This is a genomic window from Actinomadura sp. NPDC000929, assembly GCF_040492065.1.
GTDB classification, from domain to species: Bacteria; Actinomycetota; Actinomycetes; order Streptosporangiales; family Streptosporangiaceae; genus Spirillospora; species Spirillospora verrucosospora.
In genome coordinates this window covers 1-2,031 of the sequence record NZ_JBEUPA010000319.1, presented here as the reverse complement: position 1 = coordinate 2,031, position 2,031 = coordinate 1, and the positions used below count along the sequence as shown (strand labels likewise).

The 2,031-nt window shown below is 76.1% G+C and carries 3 protein-coding genes; 2 read left to right on the top strand and 1 reads right to left on the bottom strand.

Annotated features, from left to right (window positions below; translation table 11 throughout):
• On the bottom strand, positions 1-199 hold a 199-nt coding region (locus ABWI04_RS42610), incomplete at its 3' end, for a hypothetical protein (RefSeq protein ID WP_353835965.1).
• Between the two features lie 123 nt (positions 200-322).
• Between ABWI04_RS42610 and ABWI04_RS42605 the strand changes: the two genes are divergently transcribed.
• Both ABWI04_RS42605 and ABWI04_RS42600 read left to right on the top strand, forming a co-directional pair.
• Positions 323-1,882 carry an ATP-dependent DNA ligase gene (locus tag ABWI04_RS42605; RefSeq protein ID WP_353835964.1) on the top strand — a complete coding sequence of 520 codons (1,560 nt, stop codon included), beginning with the start codon at positions 323-325 and terminating at the stop codon, positions 1,880-1,882.
• Between the two features lie 39 nt (positions 1,883-1,921).
• The coding region (locus ABWI04_RS42600; RefSeq protein WP_353835966.1) for an NADPH-dependent FMN reductase at positions 1,922-2,031 on the top strand (110 nt) is incomplete at its 3' end.

The window sequence follows — 2,031 nt, the reverse complement described above, 5'->3', positions numbered from 1 at the left end:
GCCCGCCCGGCGTGCGCCGCGGGGCGGCCTCCTGCCCGCGCCCCCCGGACACGACCAGGACGGTCGCGACCACCGCGGCGGCGAGCGCCACGGCCGCCGCGAGCACCGCGATCAGCCTGCGCGGGCGCCGCCCCGGGGCCGGCGGCTCCGGCCCCGCATACGGCCGGTGGAACGGCTCGACCGGACGCTGAAGGCCCACGCCGCACTCCTCACTCCCGTCCCGTCGACCGTTCCCGCCACCCGTCAACGTAACCAGGGCCGCGCCGCCTGGCCAGGCCCCCTCGCGGTGCCGTTCGTCAGACCCGGTGGTCACAATGAAGGGATGCTGATAGCGGACATCGCACGGACCTCGGAGGCGGTCGCGGGCACCTCGGGCCGCAAGGCCAAGGTGTCGGCGCTCGCGGAGTGCCTGCGCGCGGCCGATCCGGGCGAGGCCGCGACCGTCGTCGCCTACCTGTCCGGCGAGCTGCCGCAACGCCAGATCGGGGTGGGGTACGCCGCGCTGCGCGACCTCCCGCCGCCCGCCGCGGAGCCGTCCCTGACCGTGCCCGGGGTGGACGCGGCGTTCGACGAGATCGGCGCCGTGGCCGGGCCGGGCTCGGTCGCCCGGCGGCGCGAGCTGCTCGCGGCGCTGTTCGGCCGCGCCACCGCCCTCGAGCAGGACTTCCTCGTCAGGTTGCTGGCGGGCGAGCTGCGCCAGGGCGCGCTGGACGGGGTGATGGCCGAGGCGATCGCGTCGGCCGCCGGGGTGCCCTCCGCCGAGGTCCGGCGCGCGTTCATGCTGCGCGGCTCGCTCGGCCCGGTCGCGACGACCGCCCTCGCGGAGGGGGTCGACGGGCTGCGCGCGTTCACGCTGGAGGTGGGGCGGCCGGTCAAGCCGATGCTGGCCGCCGCCGCGCCGTCGGTCGACGAGGCCTTCGCCAAGCTCGGGGGCGAGGCCGCCGTCGAGTGGAAGCTCGACGGCATCCGCGCGCAGGTGCACGTGTCCGGCGACGGGGTCCGGGTGTTCACCCGGACGCTCGACGAGATCACCTCCCGGCTGCCCGAGGTGGTGGAGGCGGTGCGGGGCCTGCCCGTCCGCGAGGCCGTGTTCGACGGCGAGCTCATCGCCCTGCGGCCCGACGGCCGCCCCCATCCGTTCCAGGTCACCTCCGCCCGCACCGCGACCCGCACCGCGAAGGGCACCGAGCCGGTGCCGCTGGCCGTCTTCCTGTTCGACGTGCTGTACCTCGCGGAGGCCGGCGACGCCCCTCCGCAGGGCGCGCGCGGCGAGGACCTGCTCGACGCGCCCGGGGCCGAGCGGTACGCGGCGCTCGCGCGGGTCGTCCCCGAGGAGCTGCGGATGCCCCGCGTGGTCACCGGCGACCCCGCGCGCGCCAAGGAGGTCTTCGACGAGGCCGTCGCGCGCGGCCACGAGGGCGTCGTCGTCAAGGCCCTCGACACCCCGTACACGGCCGGGCGGCGCGGCGCGGGCTGGATCAAGGTCAAGCCCCGGCACACCCTCGACCTCGTCGTCCTCGCCGTCGAGTGGGGGCACGGCCGCCGGCAGGGGCTGCTGTCCAACCTGCACCTCGGCGCCCGCGACCCCGAGACCGGCGGCTTCGTCATGCTCGGCAAGACCTTCAAGGGGCTCACCGACGAGCTGCTCGCCTGGCAGACGCGGAAGCTGCGCGAGCTGGCCGTGCGCGAGGACTCCTGGACGGTGCACGTCCGGCCCGAACTGGTCGTCGAGATCGCGTTCGACGGCGTCCAGCACAGCCCCCGCTACCCCGGCGGCATCGCGCTGCGGTTCGCCCGCGTCCTGCGGTACCGGCCCGACAAGTCTGCCGCCGAGGCCGACACGATCGACACCGTCCGCGCCGTCGCCCCCGTCATGGACTGAGCGGCGTCACGGGCTGAGCCCGGAGGCCTCCGCGGGCGGATGCTCCCCCGCCGGTGCGAGTACAACCACAGCTTCCCCGGCACGCTGAAGAACCTGATCGACACCCACTTCCACGAGTGGCGGGCCAAGCCCGTCGCGTTCGTCTCGTA

Excerpts from the sequence above, each read along its gene's own strand:
- ABWI04_RS42605 (WP_353835964.1), top strand. The coding sequence starts at position 323 with ATGCTGATAGCGGACATCGCACGGACCTCGGAGGCGGTCGCGGGCACC.